The organism is Kitasatospora sp. NPDC001527, from assembly GCF_040298605.1.
Classification (GTDB): Bacteria; Actinomycetota; Actinomycetes; order Streptomycetales; family Streptomycetaceae; genus Kitasatospora.
The window spans coordinates 45,502-65,577 of sequence record NZ_JBEPAM010000033.1 but is presented as its reverse complement, the minus strand read 5'-3'; the positions used below and the strand labels follow the sequence as shown (position 1 = coordinate 65,577).

Here is a 20,076-nt window from a genome sequence, read left to right as displayed (position 1 = left end):
CTCGCCGGAGCTTTCTGATGGACCGTCAACTCCCTTATGCCGTCCGCCATGCGCTGCCGCAGGACGTGCCCGGCGCGCGCCGGCTGATCCTCGACACCTTCTACCGCGAGTTCGGCTACGGCTACGTGCCCGACTGGCACGCCGACGTCGTCGACCTCCAGGGGTACTACCTGGACCACCCCCGGCACGCCCTGCTGGTCGCCGTGCACGGCGAGGAGGTGGTGGCCACCACCGCGCTGCACTCCACCGGACCGGCCCACCCGCCGCATCCGCGCGAGATCGCCCGGCGCTACCCGTCCGGAACCACCGCGCAGCTCGTCCGGGTCTACGTCCGCGCCGAGCACCGGCGGCACGGGCTGGCCCGGGAGCTGGTCCGCCGCGCCTGCGCGTTCGCCGCCGCGGAGGGCGGCTACCGGCGGCTCTACCTGCACACCAACACCGCGGTCCCCGGCGCCGAACCGTTCTGGCGCAGCCTCGCGGAGGAGGTCTACGACGCCCGCCCGACCGGCGAGCACGGCCCCGGCGTGGCCACCGTCCACTTCGAGATCCCGCTGCGCCGGCCGGTGGCGGCGGCGGCGCGGGCGGCGCTCAGCGGAGGCGCCGGGAGGATGTGACACAGGTCACACCGAGGCGCGAAATTTCCGGGGAGCGATTCCCCGTTTAGCCCTTCGTAGGACTAAGCGGGGAGTGACTCCCCGGAACCCGTATCCCGGGAGGAGTGCACCCGTGACCACCGTCGCCCCCCGTTCGACCCGCACCGCGGGGCCGGCCCGTGCGCCCAGGCTGCGCGCGGACGCCAGCCGCAACCGCGAGCGGATCGTCCTGGCGGCCCGGGACGCCTTCGTCGAGCACGGCGCGGACGCGCCGCTGGACGAAATCGCGAAGCGGGCGGGCGTCGGAAACGCTACGCTCTACCGGAACTTCCCCACCAGGACGGCACTGATCCGTGAGGTCGCGCTGCTCGTCAAGAACCGCATCGTGGCGATCGCCGAACGCGCGGCCGCCGAGGTCGCCGGCCCGTTCGACGCCCTGGAGCGGTTCGCCCACGAGACGGTCGACGAGAAGGTCGGCGCGCTGTGCCCGATGCTCACCGACCGGGTGGACCGGAACGACCCGGAGCTGGCGGAGGCACGCGAGCGCCTGCTGGCCGTCGCCGGCGGCCTGCTGGAGCGGGCGAAGGCGGCGGGCGAGGCCCGTCCGGACGTCGACCACGGCGACCTGTTCATCGCGCTGAGCCAGCTCACCCGCCCGCTGCCGGGCACCGGGTGCCGCGTCCTGGAAGGGTTCGTCCACCGGCACCTCCAACTGTTCCTGGACGGCATGCGGGCACCCGCCCCGTCCGTCCTGCCCGGCCGGGCCGCGACCTTCGAGGACTTCCACGGCGACCACTGACCCAACGCTGATCCACCGCTGATCAGCCGCGCCGGCCGACCGGCGTGACCCCGACACCGAGACCTTCACCGCGGGGACGCGGTGCGGCCGCCCGTGCGCGCCCGCCGCCGCCTCCTGCCCGCGTCCCTTTCGCACACCCCGCTCCCCGAAGTGAGTACCTCCATGCCACGAACCGACGCCCTGCCCGCCACCCAGCCCGATCCGAGGCGCTGGAAGGCCCTGATATTCATCGGCCTCGCGCAGCTGATGGTCGTCCTCGACGCCACCATCGTGAACATCGCGCTGCCGTCCGCCCAGAAGGACCTCGGCATCACCGACGGCAACCGCCAGTGGGTGATCACCGCCTACGCGCTGGCCTTCGGCGGTCTGCTGCTCTTCGGCGGCCGGGTGGCCGACCTGTGGGGGCGCAAGCGGGCCTTCGTGGTCGGCCTCACCGGCTTCGCGATCGCCTCCGCGCTGGGCGGCGCCGCCGCCAACACCGCGATGCTGCTCGGCGCCCGTGCCCTCCAGGGCGTCTTCGGCGCCCTGCTCGCCCCGGCCGCGCTCTCGCTGCTGGCCGTGATGTTCACCGAGGCCAAGGAGCGCGCCAAGGCGTTCGGCATCTACGGCGCGATCGCCGGCGGTGGCGGCGCGATCGGCCTGATCCTCGGCGGTCTGCTGACCGAGTACATGAACTGGCGCTGGACCTTCTTCGTCAACATCCCGTTCGCCGTGATCGCCGCCGTGGGCGCGGTGATGGTGATCCGCGAGCCGGCCGTGGGCCGCAACCGCGACCGCCTGGACGTACCCGGCGTGCTGCTGGTCACCACCGGTCTGGTCGCCCTCGTCTACGCCTTCACGCGGGCCGAGTCGGACGGCTGGAGCTCGGGCATGACGATCGGCCTGTTCATCGCCGCCGCCGTGCTGCTGGCCGCGTTCGTCGTGGTCGAGCAGAAGGTCAAGGCGCCGCTGCTGCCGCTGCGCGTCGTGCTGGACCGCAACCGCGGCGGGGTCTACCTGTCGCTGGGCCTGGCCGTGATCGGCATGTTCGGTCTCTTCCTGTTCCTGACCTACTACCTGCAGATCGTGCTCGACTACAGCCCGGTCCTGACCGGCGTGGCCTTCCTGCCCATGGTGGCGGGCATGATCACCGGCTCGACCCAGATCGGCGCCCGCCTGATGACCCGCCTCCCGGCGCGGTACCTGATGGCGCCCGGCTTCCTGCTCGCCTCGGTCGGCATGCTCATCCTGACCCAGATCGACCTGGACTCCTCCTACCCGGCGCTGATCCTGCCCGGCCTGGTCCTGATGGGCCTCGGCATGGGCACCGCGTTCATGCCGGCCATGAGCCTGGCCACGCACGGCGTCCAGCCGCGCGACGCGGGCGTGGCGTCGGCCATGGTCAACACCTCGCAGCAGGTCGGCGGCGCCATCGGCACCGCGCTGCTGAACACCATCGCGGCCAGCGCCACCACCACCTGGCTGGTGGCCCACGCGGCCGAGGCCACCACCCCGGCCGCCGCGAAGGCGGTGCAGTTCGGGGGCATGGTGCACGGCTTCTCGACCGCGATCTGGTGGTCCTTCGGCATCCTGGTGCTGGCGTCCGTGATCGCGTTCACCCTGATCAACGCCGGCCACCCGGGCTCCGGCGGCGGCAAGGGCGCGGACGCCGACGCGGTGGAGGGCAACGAGGTGCCGGTGCTCGTGCACTGACCCCCGCGGGGTTCGCGACGGTGCGCCGCGGCCCGTCCGGTGTCTTCCCGACACCGGACGGGCCGTTCGCCGTTCCCGGGCTGCTGGATTCCCCGGGTGGAGGTCGGCCCGTGGGGCCGCACCCTCATCGCCACCCGCCTGCACCTGTGGCCGAACACCATCGCCTACGCCGTCCGGGTGGGATTCCTCGTCGTCCCGGCGGCCGTCTTCGTCGTCACCGGGCGCCGGTGCCCGGGCCTCCAGCGGCGGGAGCTGGAGAAGGTGCGGCACGGCCGCGAGACCGGCACCGTCATGCGCCCGCCGCACGGCGGGTTCGTGGAGGTGCACGCCCCGCTCGCACCCGCCGAACCGCACCGGCTCACCGCGCACGAGCAGCCGCGCGCCCTCGAACCGCCCGCCCCCGTGGACGACAATGGAGTGGCCCACCCGGCCGGGGTGCTTGACCGCACCCGTGCGAGGCTGTCCCGTGGGCTCTACGGCGAGGGCGCCCGGATCCCCAGGCCCACCGCCGGCGAGTTCCACCGGGCCAGCGCGCGCCACCCGCCCGTCGGGCGGCACGCCGCCGGACGGCACCGCGCCGCCGAGCACCACGGCACCGAGCACCACGGCACCGAGCACCAGGCCACCGAGCACCACGGCACCGGCGACGGGCGCGGCCACGGAGGCCGCGCCGCCCGCGACCACCCGCCGCAACGGAGAGGGAGGACACCGTGCACGACCGAACCGACCAGTTGGCCGACAGCAGATACCTCCTGCTCACCACCTTCGGCGAGGACGGCCGTCAGGTCCGCTCACAGATCTGGGTGGTCGCCGACGGCACCGCGCTCGGCATCTGGACACCCGCCCACTCCGGCGAGGCCGAACGGATCCGCCGCCACCCCAAGGTCCTGGTGGGCCCGTGCGACGCGCACGGGCGCCCGACCGGGCGTCAGCTCCCGGCCCGCGCCGCCGTCTGCGACGAGGACGCCACCGCCCGCTACCGCACGTCGCTGATCAACAAGTACGGGCTGGCGGCGTTCCTGGCCCTGGCCCGCAGCCGGATGCGGCTCGGGCTGGCCGGGACCGTCGGCATCCGGATCACGCTCAACGAGCTGGAGCAGCGGCTGATCGGGCCGGAGTGGCAGGTGCCGGCCACGTACTGCCCGAACTGAGGCGGGACGGGGCGGGGGCCGCCGGGGCGGGACGGGGTGGTGGGGAGGGGTGGGGCCGGGCTCAGGCCGTGCCGTCGTCCGGTGCGTGGGCCAGGTCCCCCGGCTCGCAGGCCTCCCGGCCCGTGTCGGCGTGCACCACCTTGACCGCCCGGCCCGGACCGCCCGGCACCACCCGCTGCTCCCGGCCGCAGCGCGGACAGATCAACGGGATGCGCGAGCGGTGGGCGGCCCGGCCGGCGGCGCCGTCCGACGGCGTCACGACAGCGGGTGGGTCGGGACCGGGCTGACCGCCTGGATCTCGTTGTGGGCCTTGGTCAGCAGTTGCGAGGCGAGGTCGTTCAGCGCCCGCGCGGCCGCGATCTCCTCGCCCACCCTCAGCTGCTCGGGGTCGGAGGGGTGACGGCTCGCGTAGCCGTGCGCCCGCATCTCCGTCCCGTCCGCGAGCCGCACCAGGGCGGCGGCGGCCGTCCGCGGCCCCTCTTCCCGGAATTCCATCTCGATGTGCCAACCGACAAGAGTCTGCATGGCGGATCACCTCCGGCGGTCGCTCCTCGTCCGGTTACTCCTCCAGGGTGCGCCGTACCCCCGGTGAACACCAGGGCAGAGGGTCCGGGGCGAGACCCAGGGGGAACTTGAACGCGTTCAATCCTGCGCGTAGAGTCGGCGCGCAAGGGTGGTTTGAACGTGTTCAAGGAAGGTGGGGGCCGCCGTGGGACGAGGCACCGCCGAACTGGTCGACCTGCTGGTCCTGCTCGGCATGGGCGCGGTGATCCCGCTCGGCCTCGCGCTGATCGACGAGCCCGCCCTCGCCCGGCTGCGCCGCCTCTGGCCGCTCGCCGCCGTCCCCGGCGCGCTCTCGCTGTGGCTGCCGCGCGGCGGCCCGCTCGCCATCGGCAGTGCCGCGCTCTACGCCCTCGGCACACTCGCCCTCGCCGCGCACGCCCCGCTCCGGCTCGCCCGCACCCGCTCCCTCGCGCCACCCGAGATCGCCGTGCTCACCGCGCTGGCGGCGCCGTCGGTGGCCGGACTCGCCCTGGTCGCGGAGCGCTCCGGGTACCGGCTGCTCGGATTCGACCTCGACATCCTCGCCCTGACCGTCCCCCACTTCCACTACGCCGGGTTCACCGCCGCCCTGGTCGCCGGGCTGGTGTGCCGCGCCGTCCCCGACCGTCCGGCCGCCCGGTGGGCCGCGCTCAGCGTGCCGGCCGGGACCCTGCTGGTCCTGGGCGCCTACTTCGTCGGCGACTGGGCGGAACTCGCGGGAGCCGCCGTGCTGACGGCCGGGATGTGGCTGGTCGGCCTGCTCACCTGGCGCGAGCTGCGGGTCCGCGGCGGGGGCGGGGGCGGGCGGAGTACGCCGGTGCTGCTCGGGGTCTCGGCGGCCGTCCTCGCCGTCACCATGCTGCTCGCCCTGTGGTGGGCACTCGGCGAGGCCTCCGGGCTCCCCCACCCCACCCTCGGCTGGATGGCCGCCACCCACGGCGTCGGCAACGCGCTCGGCTTCGCGCTGTGCTCGCTCCTCGCCTGGCGCCGCCTCGCCCCGGCCACCCGGGAGTACACCCCGTGAACGACCTCAACTACCCGGAGGTCGGAGCGAGCAGCGACCTCGACGCCCCGCTGCCGGCCGGCTACCGCCACCTCCGTCACCGTGCCGTGGTCGGTCACGGCCGCGCCGCCCTGGACGCCGCCGGAGCCGCCGTCCTCGACTGGCGGATGCACCGGGCGGCCGGCGTCCGGATCACCGCCGGGGCCGACCGCGCCGCGGCCGGCGTCCCCGTCCACTGCGCCATCGGCCTGGGCCCGCTGCGGGCCGGCGCCCCGTGCCGGGTGGTGCGGAGCACCGTCGACAGCGGCGGACCCGACCGCCACGGCTTCACCTACGGCACCCGCCGGGGCCACCTCGCGGTGGGCGAGGAGACCTTCACGGTGGAGCTGGCGGCGGACGGCGCGGTCTGGTTCACCGTCAACGCGTTCAGCCGCCCCCAACGCTGGTACGCCCACCTCGCCGGCCCCCTCCTCCCCCTCGCCCAACACCTCTTCGCCCGCCGCTGCGCCCACGCCCTCGCCCGCATGGCCGCCGCCGCTACGCGCTAGCGGAGTGGAAGGTCGGCGGGGCCGACTTCCCTCCATCGACCACGGCCAGGCCGAGGGCCACGTAGACGAATGCCCGCCCAGGGCACCACCAGCAGCCCGCCGCGGAGAGTGGAAAGTCGGCGAGATCGACTTCCCACTCCGCCGACCACGGCCGGACCGCAGGGACAAGCGCACACGCATCCGCTTCCCGCGTCGACAAGAAGCGCCGAAGCGCCCAGCGGCGGCGGCCGGTGCGGGCGGAGGGCGTGAGTGCGAGCCGATGCGGGGCGGCGGGTGGCCAGGCGGTGTGGGGAGGGCGGGCGGTGTGGTGGCTGGGTGTGGGCAGGCAGGGGGTTCGGCGGGCCTCAAGTGGCCGCAGGGTGAGGGCGGTCGGTGGGTGGGGCCGAGGTGCGGAGGCGGGCGGGCGGTTGGGGGGTGGGGGTCAGGTGGTGGGGATGGTGAGGAGGAGGGTGTTGGTGTCGAGGGTGCGGATCTCGAAGTGGGAGATGGTGGTGGGGGGGAAGGCGGTGCCGCCGGTGGTGTGGAGGGGGGTGGCGGGGGCGTAGCCGGTGGCGGGGACGTTCCAGGTGGTCACGGTCTGCCGGCCGCCGGTGGCGGAGACCGCGACGAGGTCGCAGGTCAGCGGCCCCGGTACACCGGAGAGTTCGAGGGTGACCCGGCTGCCCCAGGGGGCGGGGTCCACGCCGACCACGGCGTGCGCGCCGGTGGCGGTGTCGGTCGCGGTGAACCGGTGGGCGCTCGCGGTGGCGACCACGCCGGGGGTGGAGTCGGCGGTGATCACGGCGGCGGTCACCGCCGGGCCGGCGATCGTCAGCGCCGCCGCCGCGGCGACCAGCACCAGCCGCCGGACCCGGCCGCGCCGGCGGCTCGCCCGGACCTGCGCCACCAGCCGGTCGAGCAGGGCCGGGTCCGGTCGCGGGACGGGGTCGGCCGGACCGGCGGCGGCCGCGTACTCGCCGAGCAGCGCCCCGACGGGGCGGAGTTCGGCGAGTTCCGCGGCGCAGCGCGGGCAGCCGGTGGCCAGGTGGGCGTCGAAGGCGGCGCGTTCGGCCGGGTCCAGGACGCCGAGGACGTAGGCACCGACGTCGAGGTGCGCGGCCCGCGCGGGATCGGGTTCGGACGGTGTCACGATGTCACTCCCCGTTCCTCCAGCGCGAGCCTGAGCGCGCGCAGCGCGTAGTACGCCCGGGAGCGCACGGTGCCGGCGGGGATGCCGAGTTCGGCGGCGGCCTCGCCGGCGGTGCGGCCCTTGAAGTAGGTCTCGACGATGACCTCGCGGTGCGCGGCCGAGAGGTCGCCGAGCGCGTCAGCGACCGTCATCATCCGCAGCGCGCGGTCGAGTTCGTCCTCGGCGGGCATCGACTCCAGAGGGCCGGCGTCCACTTCGCGCGGGCGGGCGAGTTCGGCGCGGTGCTCGTCGATGACGATCCGGCGGGCGACGGTGGCCAGCCAGGGCCGCAGCGACCCGGCCGCCGGGTCCAGCCGGTGGAGGTTGCGCCAGGCGCGCAGCAGCGTCTCCTGCACGACGTCCTCGGCGCGCTGGCGGTCGCCGGCGACGAGGTGGAGGACGAAGCCGAGCAGCGGCCCGGCGTGCTCGCGGTAGAGCGCGCGCATCAGCTCCTCGTCGGGTGCCGGCGCGCCCCGGACGGCCGGGCGGCCGCCACCGGGAGGCTCCTCGGTCACCATCACATCCTCGCGCACGCGTGCCTCCGGGTCGAGGGTCGCCACCGGGCGGACGGCGGTGGTCAGTAGCCGCCCGAGCCACCGGAGCCGGCGGCGGCCCGGTCACCGCTGGGGGTCACCGCGAACCAGATGCCCTGGACGCCCTGGCCCTTGGTGTCGCCGGGCTTGTGGTCGGGCGCGTAGCGGTAGAGCGGCCAGCCGGCGAGGGTGAGCTGCTTGCTGCCGTCCGCGCGGGTGACGGTGCCGACCAGCGTGGCGTCGACACCGCTGACGGAGACCGTCGTGCCGTCGGCCGGAACGGGCGGCCACAGGGCCGCGCAGCCGCCGTCGCAGGTGGTGGTGGGCGGGTCGGCGCTGTCATGGTCGAAGCGGTACAGGGTGTAGCCGGCGCCGTCGGTGACGATGGTGCCGAGGCGGGCGTCGGTGGTGGTCCGCAGGCCGGCGGCGGGCATGCCCGGCGAGGCCGGGGCGCCGGAGGCCGGGGGCGACGGGGTGGCGGGCGAGCCGCCGCCGGAGGTGCCGCAGCCCGCCACCAGGGCGGCCGCGGCCAGCCCGGACGCGGCGAGCACGGCGAAGCGTCCGGGGCGGCGGGCGGGACGCCGGCCGCCGGTGTGATCGTCGGTCGAACCGTCGGTGCGGCGGGTGGTGCGCATGGTGGCTGCTCCCCGGTCGGTGCGGGTGCACGTCGGTGCCGGACACCCTCCGGTACGGACGGGGACCGCCGTCCGCTCAACGGACGGCACGGTAGGGTCCGCGGAATAGCGCGCGGACAGCAGCCGTTGTCGGGGGCACATGGCCTTGACCGCCACCACCGGAAGGGCAGGAATCGCGACATGAGCAGCACGGTCGAGCTGACCAAGGAGAACTTCGACGAGATCGTCCCCGGCGCGGACGGCAAGGATTTCGTCTTCATCGACTTCTGGGCGGAGTGGTGCGGCCCGTGCCGCCAGTTCGCGCCGGTCTTCGAGAAGGCGGCGGAGCGCCACCCGGACCTGGTCTTCGCGAAGGTGGACACCGAGGCGCAGCAGGAGCTGGCGTCGGCCTTCGGGATCCAGTCGATCCCGACGCTGGCGATCATCCGTGAGGGAGTGCTCGTCTTCTCGCAGGCGGGCGCGCTGCCCGAGCCGGTGTTCGAGGACCTGATCGGCCAGGCCCGCGAGCTGGACATGGCCGAGGTGAAGCGGAAGGTGGCGGCGGAGCAGGACGGCGGCCCGAAGGCCTGATACCGGGCCGTTCGCACGGCCCGATCGTCACGGCGGGCCCCGGTGGTGCACTCACCCCGGGGCCCGCCGCCGTGCGTCCGGGGGCGCCCCGTGCCTCAGTCCTCGCTCCAGGCGGTGAGGCGGGCGGCGAGGGCGCGCAGTTCGTCCCGGAGGGCGGCGGGACGGCGGACGGCGAAGGGCCAGCCGAGGCCGGCCAGCAGGACGGCCATGCCGTCGAGCCGTTCGGCCCGCGCGCGGAACAGGACGCGCCCGTCCTCCGTCCCGGTGAGCGTGCCCGCGGTGGGCGGGATGCGGCGGCGGGCCTCGGCGAGCGTGGTGGTGAGGACCACCTCGACCTCGTGCGTCCACGGCACCGAGGCGAGCGACTCCAGCACCCGCTGCACCGGGTCGACGCCGGCGGGTGGTTCGAAGGCGGCCTCGCCCGGTTCGACGGAGCGGATCCGGTCCAGCCGGAAGGTCCGCTGCTCGCCGCTGCGGTGGTCGAGGCCGGTGGTGTACCAGCGGCCGGAGTGGAAGACCAGCCCGTACGGGTCGAACTCGCGCGCGCTGGCCGCGCCCGCGCGGTCCCGGTAGTCGAGCCGGACGCGACGCCGGCGGCGGGCCGCCTCGGCCAGTGCGAAGAGCGCGGTGGCGGCCGGGCTGGGGCCGGCGGCGGGTGGAGCGGTCACTCCGAGGGTCTGCTCGACGGCGGCGACCTGCTCGCGCAGCTGCGGCGGAAGCACCCGCTGGATCTTGGCGAGCGCCGACTCCCCGGCCTGTTCCCCCACCGACATCCCGGAGCGCCGGCCCGCCAGCAGTCCGAGCACCACCGAGGCGGCCTCGTCGCCGGTGAACATCAGCGGCGGCAGCCGGAATCCGGGCATCAGCCGGTAGCCGCCGTACCGGCCCCGCTCGGCCCGGACGGGGATGCCGAGTTCGGCGAGCCGGGCCGTGTACCGGCGCACGGTGCGGACGTCGACCTCCAGGCGCGCGGCCAGTTCGGCGCCGGTGAGGCCGGGGCGGGCCTGGAGGAGTTCGAGGAGGGCGAGGGTGCGGCTGACCGGGTGTTCCACGGGTCCTGTGCTCCTCGGGTGGGCTGCGGTTGGGCCGGACGGCCGCCGGTCGTCGCTCCGTCGGGCAAGACGCCGATTAATCCGGTCGAGTTCTGTCCGGATGTGATTCTAGGGTCGGAGTCGACGACGGGCAGCCGGGTGACGTTCCCGGTGCCCGGCGGCGGCCGCGCGGCCCAGCACCTCAGAACACGCAATTCCAGGAGAGGACCGTCCCCCATGAGCACCTTCGTACTCGTCCCCGGTTTCTGGCTCGGTGGCTGGGCCTGGGACGCGGTGGCCGAGCCGCTGCGGGCCGCGGGCCACACCGTGCACGCGGTGACCCTGCCCGGGCTCGCCGAACGCGCCGGCGAGGCCACCTCCGACACCGGGTCCCAGGCGCACGTCGACGATCTGACCGACCTGCTGGTCCGCGAGGACCTCCGGGACGTGGTGCTGGTCGCCCACAGCGGCGGCACCATCGCCGTGAGCGGCGCGGCCGACCGGGTGCCGGAGCGGATCCGGCGGGTGGTCTGGGTCGACTCCGGGCCGCTCGCCGACGGCGTCGCGCTCGCCGATCTCTGGGACCCCGCGTACCGCGCCGGGCTGGAGGCCTCGATGGTCGACGGCTGGCGGCTGCCGCTGCCCTCCTGGGAGCTGCTCGCCTCGGGCGGCGCCAGCGTCGCGGGGATCGACGAGGACGGGCTGGCCCGGTTCCGCGCGCGGGCGACCGACCAGCCGGGCCGCACGCTCCTGGAGCCGGTGCGGCTGACCGGCGCGGCGGCGAAGCTGCCGAAGGGCCTGGTCTCGTGCTCGATCCCGCTGGCGCAGGTCCGGGAGATGATCGCCGCCGGGCATCCGTTCTTCGCCGCGCTCGGCGGGCCGGAGTGGGAGCTGCGCGAGGTGCCGACGGGGCACTGGCCGATGTTCTCCCGGCCGGCCGAAACGGCGGCGGTGCTGGCAGAGTTGGCGCAGGTCGACTAGCGGGCACGGCGGCGGGGCACCCGGTACGGTGGCGCGGACCGGTGCCCCGCCCGCGTGTTCGGCTGCGCCGGGCGGCGCGGCGGCGCAGGATGGGCACGGCACCACGGCACACGCGCGAGAGCACGGAGGAAGACGGATGACCTCTCCCCAGTCCACCGCCCCCGAGGAGTACGACGTCATCGTGGTCGGCGCCGGGCCGACCGGCGAGAACGTCGCGGACCGGACGGCCGCCGCCGGGCTGCGCACCGTGATCGTGGAGAGCGAGCTGGTCGGCGGCGAGTGCTCGTACTGGGCCTGCATGCCGAGCAAGGCGCTGCTGCGCCCGGTGGCCGCGCTGGCCGACGCCCGCGCGGTGGCCGGCTCCCGGGAGGCGGTCGGCGGCACGCTGGACCCGGCCGCGGTGCTCGCCCGGCGCGACTCGTTCACCTCCGACTGGCAGGACGACGGCCAGGTGCGGTGGCTCCGCGACACCGGCATCGACCTGGTCCGCGGCCACGGCCGGCTGGCCGGCGAGCGGCAGGTGACGGTGGAGGCGGAGGACGGCAGCGAGCGGCTGCTGGTGGCCCGGCACGCGGTGGCGATCTGCACCGGCAGCCGGCCGGTGCTGCCGCAGGGCGTCCCCGGGCTGGCCGACGCGCACCCGTGGACCAACCGGGAGGCGACCGGCGCGAAGAGCGTCCCCGGCCGGCTGGCGGTGGTCGGCGGCGGCGTGGTCGGCGTGGAGCTGGCCACCGCCTGGCGGGCGCTGGGCTCGGAGGTGGTGCTGCTGGTCCGCGGCGGCGCTCTGCTGCCGCGGATGGAGCCGTTCGCCGGTGAGCTGGTCGCGGACGGCCTGCGGGCGGCCGGGGTGGACGTCCGGTTCCGGACGGAGGTCGCCGCGCTGGAGCGGCGGACGGCGGACGGCGGTGCCTCCGAGGTCGCGCTGGTGCTGGGCGACGGCGGGCGGCTGACCGTGGACGAGGTGCTGTACGCGACCGGCCGGGCCCCGCGCACCGCGGACGTCGGCCTGGAGCAGGTCGGTCTGCACCCCGGCGGCTGGCTCGACGTGGACGACAGCTGCACGGTGCTCGGGGTCGACGGCGACTGGCTGTACGCGGCCGGGGACGTCAACCACCGGGCGCTGCTCACCCATCAGGGCAAGTACCAGGCGCGGATCACCGGCGCGGCCATCGTCGCGCGCGCCCAGGGGCGCCCGTTGGACACCGCGCGCTGGGGCGCGCACGCCGCGTCCGCCGACAGCGCGGGCGCGCCGCAGGTGGTCTTCACGCACCCGGAGGTCGCGGCCGTCGGCCTGACCCTGGACGCCGCCGAGCGGGCCGGGCTGCGGGTCAAGGCCATCGACCACGACCTCGGCGCGGTCGCCGGCGCCTCGCTCTACGGCGACGACTACACCGGCCGCGCCCGGGTGGTCTTCGACCTGGACCGGGAGGTGCTGGTCGGCGCGTCGTTCGTCGGGCCGGGCGTCTCCGAGCTGCTCCACTCGGCGACCGTCGCGGTGGTCGGCGAGGTGCCCATCGACCGGCTCTGGCACGCGGTGCCCGCCTACCCGACGATCAGCGAGGTCTGGCTGCGGCTGCTGGAGGGCTGCCGGGGCTGACCGCACCCGCGTCCGCCCGTGCCGCCCCCGCCGGTGAACGGTCCGGGCGGTCCGGGCGGCCCGGAGCCGGCCCGGCGCGGCGAGATGTGGCGGGCCTTCGACAGCGGGACACTGGCCCGGGGAGGGGTGTCCGGGCGGGGCCGTTTCACCGAGCGGGTGGTGTGTGGCGATGAGTGAAGTGCTGTTGGCCGTCGGAACCGAGAAGGGCCTCTTCCTCGGACGCAGCCGCGACCGGTTGAACTGGACGTTCGACGGGCCGCACTTCCGGATGAACGCGATCTACTCCGTGGCGATCGACCGCCGGGACCGCGGCGACGGCGGGCCCCGGCACGACGGCGGTGTCCGGCTGCTGGTGGGTGCCGACAGCAGCCACTGGGGTCCGTCCGTCTGGCGCTCGGACGACCTCGGCGCCAGCTGGTTCGAGCCGCCCGTCCCGGCGATCCGCTTCCCCGAGCACACCGGCGCCTCGCTCACCCGGGTCTGGCAGCTCCAGCCGGCCGGTCCCGAGGCGCCCGGCGTGGTCTACGCGGGCACCGAACCCGCCGCACTGTTCCGCTCCGTCGACGGCGGCGAGAGCTTCACGCTGATCGAGCCGCTCTGGAACCACCCGCAGCGCAGCGAGTGGGGCGCCGGCTACGGCGGCCAGGGGCTGCACACGATCCTCACCGACCCGCGCGACCCGGAGCGGCTGCTGATCGCCGTCTCCAGCGGCGGCGTCTACCGCAGCAAGGACGGCGGCGGCAGCTGGGCGCCGTCCAACTCCGGCCTGCGGGCCGAGTTCCTGCCGGAGGAGAGCCAGTACCCCGAGTTCGGCCAGTGCGTGCACAAGATCGCCCGGGACGCCGTGAACCCGGACCGGCTGTACCTGCAGAACCACGGCGGCGTCTACCGCAGCGACGACGGCGGCGAGAACTGGCGCTCGATCGCCGACGGGCTGCCCGCCGACTTCGGCTTCGCGATCGCCGCCCATCCGCGCCGCGCCGACACCGCGTACGTGTTCCCGCTCGGCGGCGCCGACGACCGGATCCCGCCCGGCCGGCGCTGCCGGGTCTTCCGGACCACGGACGCCGGGGACAGCTGGCAGGCGCTCGCCGACGGCCTGCCGGGCGAGGACCACTACGGCATCGTGCTGCGCGACGCGCTGCGCACCGACGACGTCGAACCGGCCGGCATCTACTTCGGCAACCGGACCGGCGACGTCTACGCCAGCCACGACGAGGGCGAGCACTGGTCGCTGCTGGTCTCCCACCTGCCGGACGTGCTGTGCGTCCGGGCGGCGGTGATCGCGGACTGACCCGCCGACCGGCACGCGGACCGGCACGCGGCCGGGACCGGGGCGGCGGGCTCAGGTGTCGTACGTGCCGTCCCACGGGGCGTGGAAGCCGAGGCGGTCGGGGTAGAGCTCGGCCCAGTCGTCCTCCGTCGCACCCTCGTGGTGCCGTTCGAGGACCAGGCCGAAGAGCACGCCGTCGACGTGCACGGCGAAGGGCGCGATCGCGACGTCCCCGAACTCCCGCTCCGGCAGGGCGTCCAGCCACCGCTCCAGCAGCCGGCCGGCGCTCTTCGCGACCTCGGCGCCGAAGGCACCGGGCACCGCCTCGATCCGGGAGTCGAGGTGGCGCCCGCCCTCGTCGAAGCGGTGCAGGACCGCGAAGCAGGGCGGCACCCGCGGGTCCGCCGCGCCCTCCGGGAGGGCGAAGGTGACGGAGGCCAGGAACTGGCCGCCCCGGAAGCGGCCGATGGTGTCGGTGCGGTAGTCGGGCTCGTAGGCGATCGGGACGACCTCGGGGACGCTCATGCCCGAACGGTAGACCCCGGCACCGACAGTCCCGGCCCGCCCCCGGCCGGCTCGACGGTGGGCGCGGAGCAGGACAGGGCGCGGCCCACTCGGCGGGGCCGATCGGTTGATCCGGAGGGGACCGTTCACCGAGCATGGCGGGAACGGGCGCGCCGAGGGGTGCGCCGAAGCGGCGAGGATCGGACGAACGGCGTGTCGCAGACGGAAGTTGACTGGCAGTACGGCTACGGACCCGACGGCGCCGCCCTCCTGCGGTACGGGCTCGGGGAGCGGGAGGGACGGCCCTGGGCGGACCAGCTGGAGGTGCTCGACCCGCGCGCCGACCTGGCCACCGCGGTCGCGTACGTGCGGACCGAGCTGGCGGGCTGGGTGGTCTCCGGCCCGGTCGAGCTCGGCGAGGAGCTGGTGCGGCAGGGCGCGACGGTGCTGCGCCACGGCCACACCATGCGGCGCGAGCTCGCCGACGCGCCGCCGCCTGCGGAGGGCTGGGAGGCCTGGGCGCGGACCCCGCTGCGGGACGGGTTCCGTGCCGTCGCGTGCGACCGCGGCGCCGCCGCGCTCGTCCCGGCCACGCTGGCCGCCTTCGGGCCCGGTCACCCCGACCACCGCCCGGAGGAGGCGGGGGACGACCAGCCCGCGGTGCAGCGGCTCGCCGAACTGCTCGCCGGGGAGATCATAGGGCCGCTGCTGCCGTCCAGCGCCCTGGTCGTGGACGACACCGACCGGGTGGTGGCCGGAGCCGTCCTGACCGACTGGGACGGACTGCCCTGGATCGCGAGCGTGTTCCGCGACCCGGCGCTCGGCTACCCCGGCCTCGGCCGCGACCTGCTGCGCCGCGCCGTCGGGGAGGTCGCGCTCGCGGGCGGGAACGCGGTCGGGCTGGCGGTGACCGAGGGCAACCGGGCCCGGCGGCTGTACGAGGAGATGGGTTTCACGGCGACCGGCACGTCGCTGACGGTCGTCGTCCCCTGAGCACCGGGCACCGCCGTCCTGGAGCCGGCCCTCAGGGGTGGGCCAGCTCCAGGACGGCTATCCCGGCCAGCACGGCCGCGCTCGCCGCCATCCGCAGCCGCCCGAGGCGCTCGCGGAAGACCAGGGCCGCGATCAGCGCGGCGATCACGATGCTGGTCTCGCGCAGCGCGGCGATCGTCGCGAGGTTCCCCCGGGACTGCGCCCAGACCACCAGCCCGTAGGCGGTCAGCGACAGCACGCCGCCGAGCACCCCGAAGGGGACCGCAGGGCCGGCCCCGGTCAGCAGGCCGCGCCCCCGGCGCGCCCAGGCGATCAGCGCCAGCACCGGCCCCTGGAGCAGGAACAGCCAGGCGACGTAGCCGCCGACCGTGCCCGCGTGCCGCACGCCGCCGCCGTCCGCGACGGTGTACGCGGCGATCATGACCCCGGTGCCGGCCGCCGCCGCGAGCGCGGGCAGTTGGGCCCGGCCCGGTATCCCGTGGGCCAGGGCCAGCCCGGCCAGGCCGCAGGAGATGACGGCCACGCCGAGCAGTTCCCCGCCGCCGGGCCGGTCACCGAGCAGGGTGACCGACAGCACCGCCACCAGCAGCGGCGCCGAACCGCGCGCGATCGGGTACATCTGCCCGAAGTCCCCCAGCTGGTAGGCGCGCAGCAGGAGCAGCTGGGAGGTCACCTGCAGCACCGCGGAGGTGATCAGGTACGGCCAGGCGGCGGCCGCCGGGAGGGGGTTGAGCACCACCAGGACCAGCGCGCAGGCGGTGTACGCGAGGTTGATCAGGGCGAAGCCGACCAGCTTGTCCCGGATCCGGTGTGCCAGCCCGTTCCAGACCGCGTGCAGCACGGCGGCGCTCAGGACGGCCACGGGGACGGCGGCGGACATGACGGGGCTCCCCTCCGACGGTCGGCCGAGGGGCCGGCGGACCACCGCCCTCGGAATCGTGTTCCACGCTACACTGCCGCCATGGAAGAGCGTTCCGAATTTTCTCCGCTGGAGTCCCAGCTGGCCGCGCACGTCCGCGCCCACCTCGGCGACCTGCGCGGCAGCGAGGCCCGGGTCGCCCAGGTGGTCCTCACCCGGGGCGCCGATCTGGTCCGCCTCAGCGTGAGCGACGTCGCCGAGCTGGCCGGGACGGCGCCCTCCTCGGTGGTCCGCGCCTGCCAGCGGCTCGGCTTCCGGGGCTACCAGGAGCTGAAGATCGCCGCCGTCCGGCAGGCCCCGGCCCCCGCCGCCGACCCCGCCGACGCCCGGGACCCGGCCGCCCGGGCGCTCGCCGACACCGTCCGCGCCGCCCGCGAGGCGCTCGACGGGATCGCCACCACGCTGCCCGCCGACCGGCTGCGGGCGGCGGCCGGGGCTCTGGACGCCGCCGACCACGTGCTGGTCCTCGGCGAGGGCCTGTCCGGCGCGGTGGTCCTGGACGCCGCGTACCGGCTGCGCGCGCTGGGCCTGCGCACCGACGCCCCCGCCGACCCGATCACCGCCCAGCTGGCCGCCGCGCAGCTGCCGGCCGGTGCCGCCTGCCTGGCCGTCAGCCACACCGGCGCCACCCGCACCGTGGTCGACGCCGCCCGCCTCGCCCGCGACAACGGCGCCACCGTGGTCGCGCTCACCAGCTACGCCCGCTCGCCGCTCGCCGACACCGCCACCCACACCCTGGTCGCCGGCGGCCAGGACCTCGTCTTCGGCCTGGAGACCACCGCCAGCCGGATCGCCCACCTGACGGTGCTGGACGCGCTCGCCCTGACCCTGCTCGCCCTGCGCGGCGAACCGGCCGAGCGGGCCCTGCGGCTGTCCGCGGACGTGACGGCCGAGCACGCGTACTGACCACGGACCCGGACGGCCGAAAGCGCCCTTCCCTTCCACCGCGGCACGCCATCGCACCCCCGCCGCAGCGCCGCCGCCCGGCGGTCCAGCCGGTGAAACGGCCGCGAGGGCGGCCGGTGGCGTGTGTAGGCTCGCGGGCATGGCAAGGGTGACGCGGGACGACGTGGCGAGGGCGGCGGGGACGTCGACCGCGGTCGTGAGTTATGTGATCAACGACGGACCGCGACCGGTGGCGGCCGCGACCCGGGCACGGGTGCTCGCCGCCGTCGAGGAGCTGGGGTACCGGCCCAACCGGGTCGCGCAGGCGATGGCCCGGCGGCGCACCGACCTCATCGGCATGGTCGTGCCGGACGCCCGCCAGCCCTTCTTCGCCGAACTCGCGCACACCGTGGAACGCGCGGCCGCCGAGCGCGGGCGGCTGCTGCTGATCGGCAACTCCGACTACGCGGACGAGCGCGAGGCCCACTACATCCGCGCCTTCCTGGGCATGCAGGTGGACGGCCTGATCCTGGTGACCCAGGACCCGTCCGCCCCCGGTGTCACCGGCGTGGACGCCCCCGACGGGACGCCGGTCGTCCTGCTGCACCACCGCGCCGAGACCGAGCGCGGGATCGCGGTGGTCGCGGACGACGAGGGCGGCGCCCGCGAGGTGGTCCGCCACCTGCTCGGCCACGGCCACGCCGAGGTGCACTGCTTCGGCGGCACCTTCTCGCTCAGCCCGAGCGACCCGGTGACGGTCCGCACCGCCGGCTGGGCCGCCGCCCTCGCCGAGGCCGGCCTGCCCACCGAGGGCCGGCTGACCCCGGCGCCGTTCGACCGCGTGCGGGCGCACCGGGAGGCGCTCGCGCTGCTGGCGCGCGCCGACCGGCCGTCAGCCGTCTTCTGCGCGACCGACGACCAGGCGATCGGCCTGCTGCGGGCCGCCGACGACCTGGGCATCCGGGTGCCGGAGGACCTCGCGGTGGCCGGGTTCGACGACATCGCCGAGGCGGTGATCGCCGGACCGCCGCTGACCAGCGTGGCCACCGCCCAGGCGGACATGGCGCGCGCCGCCGTCGACCTGGTGCTCACCGCGGGCACGGGCGCGGACGGCGAGCCGGCCCCGGCCGCCGGCGCCCGGATGTTCCCGGCCCGGATGGTGGTCCGCCGCTCCTGCGGCTGCACCGGAGCCTGAAGCCGCCGACCGGAGCGGACCGCCCGGCGTGATCCGGAGGGGAGGACCTACGCGCCGTCCGCCGCTCCGGGCGGCGGGCCCGCCATGAGGTGCAGGTTCTCGTGCCCGTCGGGCGCCAGCACCCGGTCGTGGTTGAACGCGGAGATCCCGGCCCAGAACGCGCTCCGCTCGAACATCGCCTTCTCGTAGCCGGCGACGGCGGCGTCGAGGGCCTCCGCGTCCCGGGAGCCGTCGGCCCGGGCGAGCACCGGGGCGACGGCGAGGGCGAGTTCGGCGGCGTCCCACATCGCGAGGTTGACGCCCTGGCCCGCGAACGGGGACATCAGGTGCGCCGCGTCCCCGACCAGCGTGACGCCCGGGCGGCGCGGCCAGCTCAGGCCGACCGGCAGCTTCTCCAGCCGCTGGGTGCGCAGCGTGTCGTCGCAGGCGGCCAGGGCGGCGCGGAACTCCGGTGCCCAGTCGGCGAAGTGACGGGCCACGGTGGCCCGGGTGCGGTCCGGGTCCTGGGCGGAGAGACCGGCCTCGGTCAGCCAGTCCTCGGGGCACCGGAAGAAGGCGTAGATCCGGATCCGGCCGTCGCTGTTGCGCTGGAGGACCAGGCCCTTGTTGTCGTGGAAGGCGAACAGGCTGCCGTGGCCGACGGCGGCGGCCGGCCCGGGGGCGGTGCGGTCGGCGTCGGGGATGCCGAGTTCGACCAGGCTGACGCCGGTGTAGTGGGGTTCGGCGGCGGTGAGCAGCGGGCGCACCCGCGAGTGGGCGCCCTCGGCGCCGACGAGCAGGTCGCAGGTCTCCACCGCGCCGTCGGCGAAGTGCAGCCGGTGCCGGCCGGCGCCGAGCGGTTCGGCGCGCTCCAGGCGGTGACCCCAGCGCACGGCGGCCGGGTCGAGCGAGTCGAGCAGGAGGTCGCGCAGGTCGCCCCGGTCGATCTCGGGGCTCCCGGGAGGGCCGTCGGCCCCGTCCGCGCCGCCCGTTCCGGGGGGAGGTCCGGCCTCGAAGGCGACGTGCGCGGTGCCGTGCTTGTCGACGACCCGGAAGGCCTCCCCCTCCGGCCGGGACTTCGCCCGGAACTCCTGGGTCAGCCGCGCCTCCTGGAGAGCGCGCTGACCGGTGTCCCCGTGCAGGTCCAGGGTGCCGCCCTGGCCCCGGACGTCCCGGGCGGGCTCGCGCTCGTACACGGTGGCGGCGATGCCGTGCACCCGCAGGATCCGGGCGAGGGTGAGACCGGCGGGGCCGGCGCCGATGACCGCGATCCGCGGGGTGTCCGGGGCGGCGTCCTGCGTGGGGTCCGTATGGTCCGTGGGGTCCGTGGGGTCCGTGGGGTCCGTGGGGTCCGTCGTCGCTTCGGTCATGCTGCGCCGTGCTCCTTCCGGGACGGGGGAGACGCGTCGGGCCGTGACGCCGTCCCAGTCTGGTCGGCCGGACCCACCGGCAGTAGACCGGAACCGGACGGCGCGCGGCGGACC

The 20,076-nt window shown here is 75.8% G+C and carries 22 protein-coding genes; 13 read left to right on the top strand and 9 right to left on the bottom strand.

The window, feature by feature from the left end; genetic code table 11:
- Positions 1-17: 17 nt before the first annotated feature.
- From ABT238_RS25980 to ABT238_RS25965, 4 genes are all read left to right on the top strand, one after another.
- Positions 18-614 carry a GNAT family N-acetyltransferase gene (locus ABT238_RS25980; RefSeq protein ID WP_350571053.1) on the top strand — a complete coding sequence of 199 codons (597 nt, stop codon included), beginning with the start codon at positions 18-20 and terminating at the stop codon, positions 612-614.
- Between the two features lie 112 nt (positions 615-726).
- The gene (locus tag ABT238_RS25975) at positions 727-1,392 is read left to right on the top strand and encodes a TetR/AcrR family transcriptional regulator (RefSeq protein WP_350571055.1); all 666 of its coding nucleotides are present in this window, start codon (positions 727-729) and stop codon (positions 1,390-1,392) included.
- A 162-nt stretch (positions 1,393-1,554) separates the two neighbouring features.
- A complete protein-coding gene (locus tag ABT238_RS25970; RefSeq protein ID WP_350571057.1) occupies positions 1,555-3,084 on the top strand; it encodes an MFS transporter in 1,530 nt (509 codons plus the stop codon).
- A gap of 710 nt (positions 3,085-3,794) precedes the next feature.
- Positions 3,795-4,235 (top strand): PPOX class F420-dependent oxidoreductase, encoded by a 441-nt coding sequence (locus tag ABT238_RS25965; RefSeq protein WP_350793713.1) that lies wholly within the window; start codon positions 3,795-3,797, stop codon positions 4,233-4,235.
- A 61-nt stretch (positions 4,236-4,296) separates the two neighbouring features.
- Here ABT238_RS25965 and ABT238_RS25960 read toward each other — a convergent pair whose 3' ends face one another.
- Positions 4,297-4,494 (bottom strand): hypothetical protein, encoded by a 198-nt coding sequence (locus ABT238_RS25960; protein ID WP_350793705.1) that lies wholly within the window; start codon positions 4,492-4,494, stop codon positions 4,297-4,299.
- Positions 4,491-4,760 carry a DUF1876 domain-containing protein gene (locus ABT238_RS25955; RefSeq protein WP_350571061.1) on the bottom strand — a complete coding sequence of 90 codons (270 nt, stop codon included), beginning with the start codon at positions 4,758-4,760 and terminating at the stop codon, positions 4,491-4,493. Before ABT238_RS25955 ends, ABT238_RS25960 begins: the two co-directional genes overlap by 4 nt.
- Before the next feature lie 184 nt (positions 4,761-4,944).
- Here ABT238_RS25955 and ABT238_RS25950 point away from each other — a divergent pair, with 184 nt between their 5' ends.
- Positions 4,945-5,802, top strand: coding sequence for a YndJ family protein (locus ABT238_RS25950; RefSeq protein WP_350793696.1), 858 nt, complete (start codon positions 4,945-4,947; stop codon positions 5,800-5,802).
- Entirely contained in the window at positions 5,799-6,329 is a 531-nt protein-coding gene (locus tag ABT238_RS25945; protein WP_350793692.1) for a DUF1990 domain-containing protein, read from the top strand. The genes ABT238_RS25950 and ABT238_RS25945 overlap by 4 nt, the downstream gene beginning before the upstream one ends.
- Positions 6,330-6,750: 421 nt before the next feature.
- Here ABT238_RS25945 and ABT238_RS25940 read toward each other — a convergent pair whose 3' ends face one another.
- From ABT238_RS25940 to ABT238_RS25930, 3 genes are read right to left on the bottom strand one after another with little or no spacing between them, the layout of a single operon-like run.
- On the bottom strand, positions 6,751-7,458 hold the full coding sequence (locus tag ABT238_RS25940; RefSeq protein ID WP_350793687.1) for an anti-sigma factor: 708 nt from the start codon (positions 7,456-7,458) through the stop codon (positions 6,751-6,753).
- Positions 7,455-8,015 carry a sigma-70 family RNA polymerase sigma factor gene (locus ABT238_RS25935; RefSeq protein ID WP_350793888.1) on the bottom strand — a complete coding sequence of 187 codons (561 nt, stop codon included), beginning with the start codon at positions 8,013-8,015 and terminating at the stop codon, positions 7,455-7,457. Before ABT238_RS25935 ends, ABT238_RS25940 begins: the two co-directional genes overlap by 4 nt.
- A gap of 59 nt (positions 8,016-8,074) precedes the next feature.
- Positions 8,075-8,665 (bottom strand): hypothetical protein, encoded by a 591-nt coding sequence (locus ABT238_RS25930; protein WP_350793680.1) that lies wholly within the window; start codon positions 8,663-8,665, stop codon positions 8,075-8,077.
- Between the two features lie 180 nt (positions 8,666-8,845).
- Between ABT238_RS25930 and trxA the strand changes: the two genes are divergently transcribed.
- On the top strand, positions 8,846-9,235 hold the full coding sequence (trxA, locus tag ABT238_RS25925) for a thioredoxin (RefSeq protein ID WP_350571069.1): 390 nt from the start codon (positions 8,846-8,848) through the stop codon (positions 9,233-9,235).
- A gap of 95 nt (positions 9,236-9,330) precedes the next feature.
- On the opposite strand, the gene ABT238_RS25920 is transcribed toward trxA, so the two are convergent.
- A complete protein-coding gene (locus ABT238_RS25920; protein WP_350571070.1) occupies positions 9,331-10,287 on the bottom strand; it encodes a helix-turn-helix transcriptional regulator in 957 nt (318 codons plus the stop codon).
- A 216-nt stretch (positions 10,288-10,503) separates the two neighbouring features.
- Here ABT238_RS25920 and ABT238_RS25915 point away from each other — a divergent pair, with 216 nt between their 5' ends.
- The 3 genes from ABT238_RS25915 to ABT238_RS25905 all read left to right on the top strand — a co-directional run bounded on the left by ABT238_RS25915 (position 10,504) and on the right by ABT238_RS25905 (position 14,138).
- Positions 10,504-11,247, top strand: coding sequence for an alpha/beta fold hydrolase (locus tag ABT238_RS25915; RefSeq protein ID WP_350793661.1), 744 nt, complete (start codon positions 10,504-10,506; stop codon positions 11,245-11,247).
- 136 nt (positions 11,248-11,383) lie between these two features.
- Positions 11,384-12,844: a dihydrolipoyl dehydrogenase family protein gene (locus ABT238_RS25910; protein ID WP_350793654.1), complete on the top strand. Its 1,461-nt coding sequence runs from the start codon at positions 11,384-11,386 to the stop codon at positions 12,842-12,844.
- A 169-nt stretch (positions 12,845-13,013) separates the two neighbouring features.
- A complete protein-coding gene (locus ABT238_RS25905; protein ID WP_350568532.1) occupies positions 13,014-14,138 on the top strand; it encodes a WD40/YVTN/BNR-like repeat-containing protein in 1,125 nt (374 codons plus the stop codon).
- Between the two features lie 51 nt (positions 14,139-14,189).
- Here ABT238_RS25905 and ABT238_RS25900 read toward each other — a convergent pair whose 3' ends face one another.
- Entirely contained in the window at positions 14,190-14,642 is a 453-nt protein-coding gene (locus ABT238_RS25900) for a hypothetical protein (RefSeq protein ID WP_350793645.1), read from the bottom strand.
- A 192-nt stretch (positions 14,643-14,834) separates the two neighbouring features.
- Here ABT238_RS25900 and ABT238_RS25895 point away from each other — a divergent pair, with 192 nt between their 5' ends.
- On the top strand, positions 14,835-15,614 hold the full coding sequence (locus tag ABT238_RS25895; RefSeq protein WP_350568535.1) for a GNAT family N-acetyltransferase: 780 nt from the start codon (positions 14,835-14,837) through the stop codon (positions 15,612-15,614).
- 31 nt (positions 15,615-15,645) lie between these two features.
- Here the strand turns inward: ABT238_RS25895 and ABT238_RS25890 are convergent, their stop codons facing one another.
- Positions 15,646-16,494, bottom strand: coding sequence for an EamA family transporter (locus tag ABT238_RS25890; RefSeq protein ID WP_350568537.1), 849 nt, complete (start codon positions 16,492-16,494; stop codon positions 15,646-15,648).
- 81 nt (positions 16,495-16,575) lie between these two features.
- Here ABT238_RS25890 and ABT238_RS25885 point away from each other — a divergent pair, with 81 nt between their 5' ends.
- Together ABT238_RS25885 and ABT238_RS25880 are read left to right on the top strand one after the other, a co-directional pair.
- A complete protein-coding gene (locus ABT238_RS25885; RefSeq protein WP_350568538.1) occupies positions 16,576-17,439 on the top strand; it encodes a MurR/RpiR family transcriptional regulator in 864 nt (287 codons plus the stop codon).
- Positions 17,440-17,578: 139 nt separating this feature from the next.
- Positions 17,579-18,613 (top strand): LacI family DNA-binding transcriptional regulator, encoded by a 1,035-nt coding sequence (locus ABT238_RS25880; RefSeq protein WP_350568539.1) that lies wholly within the window; start codon positions 17,579-17,581, stop codon positions 18,611-18,613.
- Between the two features lie 47 nt (positions 18,614-18,660).
- On the opposite strand, the gene ABT238_RS25875 is transcribed toward ABT238_RS25880, so the two are convergent.
- Positions 18,661-19,962 (bottom strand): FAD-dependent oxidoreductase, encoded by a 1,302-nt coding sequence (locus ABT238_RS25875; RefSeq protein WP_350793616.1) that lies wholly within the window; start codon positions 19,960-19,962, stop codon positions 18,661-18,663.
- Between the last annotated feature and the right edge of the window lie 114 nt (positions 19,963-20,076).

Coding starts and splice junctions, on each gene's coding strand:
- ABT238_RS25900 (WP_350793645.1), bottom strand. CDS start 14,642: ATGAGCGTCCCCGAGGTCGTCCCGATCGCCTACGAGCCCGACTACCGC.
- ABT238_RS25970 (WP_350571057.1), top strand. CDS start 1,555: ATGCCACGAACCGACGCCCTGCCCGCCACCCAGCCCGATCCGAGGCGC.
- ABT238_RS25910 (WP_350793654.1), top strand. CDS start 11,384: ATGACCTCTCCCCAGTCCACCGCCCCCGAGGAGTACGACGTCATCGTG.
- ABT238_RS25980 (WP_350571053.1), top strand. CDS start 18: ATGGACCGTCAACTCCCTTATGCCGTCCGCCATGCGCTGCCGCAGGAC.
- ABT238_RS25955 (WP_350571061.1), bottom strand. CDS start 4,760: ATGCAGACTCTTGTCGGTTGGCACATCGAGATGGAATTCCGGGAAGAG.
- ABT238_RS25905 (WP_350568532.1), top strand. CDS start 13,014: ATGAGTGAAGTGCTGTTGGCCGTCGGAACCGAGAAGGGCCTCTTCCTC.
- ABT238_RS25930 (WP_350793680.1), bottom strand. CDS start 8,665: ATGCGCACCACCCGCCGCACCGACGGTTCGACCGACGATCACACCGGC.
- ABT238_RS25915 (WP_350793661.1), top strand. CDS start 10,504: ATGAGCACCTTCGTACTCGTCCCCGGTTTCTGGCTCGGTGGCTGGGCC.
- trxA (WP_350571069.1), top strand. CDS start 8,846: ATGAGCAGCACGGTCGAGCTGACCAAGGAGAACTTCGACGAGATCGTC.
- ABT238_RS25880 (WP_350568539.1), top strand. CDS start 17,579: ATGGCAAGGGTGACGCGGGACGACGTGGCGAGGGCGGCGGGGACGTCG.
- ABT238_RS25885 (WP_350568538.1), top strand. CDS start 16,576: ATGGAAGAGCGTTCCGAATTTTCTCCGCTGGAGTCCCAGCTGGCCGCG.
- ABT238_RS25935 (WP_350793888.1), bottom strand. CDS start 8,015: ATGGTGACCGAGGAGCCTCCCGGTGGCGGCCGCCCGGCCGTCCGGGGC.
- ABT238_RS25875 (WP_350793616.1), bottom strand. CDS start 19,962: ATGACCGAAGCGACGACGGACCCCACGGACCCCACGGACCCCACGGAC.
- ABT238_RS25890 (WP_350568537.1), bottom strand. CDS start 16,494: ATGTCCGCCGCCGTCCCCGTGGCCGTCCTGAGCGCCGCCGTGCTGCAC.